Source organism: Vibrio sp. 970, assembly GCF_033339075.1.
This window is the reverse complement of the sequence record NZ_JAWOTW010000440.1, coordinates 1-640: the sequence shown is the minus strand read 5'-3', so window position 1 is coordinate 640 and position 640 is coordinate 1. Positions and strand designations below refer to the sequence as shown.

1 protein-coding gene is annotated in these 640 nt (G+C 47.7%); it reads right to left on the bottom strand.

Going from position 1 to position 640, the window contains the following annotated elements:
- Positions 1-640 (bottom strand): aminotransferase class III-fold pyridoxal phosphate-dependent enzyme (locus tag R7Q11_RS27170; RefSeq protein WP_225467107.1); only part of this gene is annotated, 640 nt, incomplete at both ends.

The following is a 640-nucleotide window of genomic DNA, read 5'->3' as shown; positions in this document are numbered from 1 at the left end:
CATTGGAGGCGGCGTTTAAACCACCCTCGCCTTGTACCGTTTCCAGCAATACGGCTGCTGGTTTGTCCATACCTGCAGAGTTGTCATTCAGCATAGTTTCGAACAGTGCCAAACCATCAACGCCTGCATAACCTTCAAACGGAATGCGCGTTACGTTTGTAAGGCTTGAGCCGTTACCTTGTCGATGATGCTGATTACCTGTAGCCGCCAGCGCGCCTGCGGTACAACCGTGGAAACCGTTAGTGAATGCAACAACGCTGCTTCTGCCTTTCACTTTTTTCGCCAACTTGAGTGCTGCTTCCACCGCATTCGTACCAGTTGGGCCGGTGAATTGAACTTTATAGTCCAGTTTTCTTGGTTTTAAGATGTAGTTATCCAGCGCGGCGAGAAAGCCCGCTTTCGCTTCTGAATGCATGTCCAAACCGTGAGTGATGCCATCCATTTCGATGTATTCAAGCAGTGCTTGCTTCAATACAGGATTGTTATGGCCATAATTTAGGGATCCCGCTCCAGCGAGGAAGTCTAAGTAGCGTTCACCTTGTTCTGTTTCTAGCCAGCAACCTTTCGCTTTGCGAAATACCACTGGAAAATTGTTTGAATATGAGCGTACGTTGGATTCCTGCTTTTTGAAAATATCCAT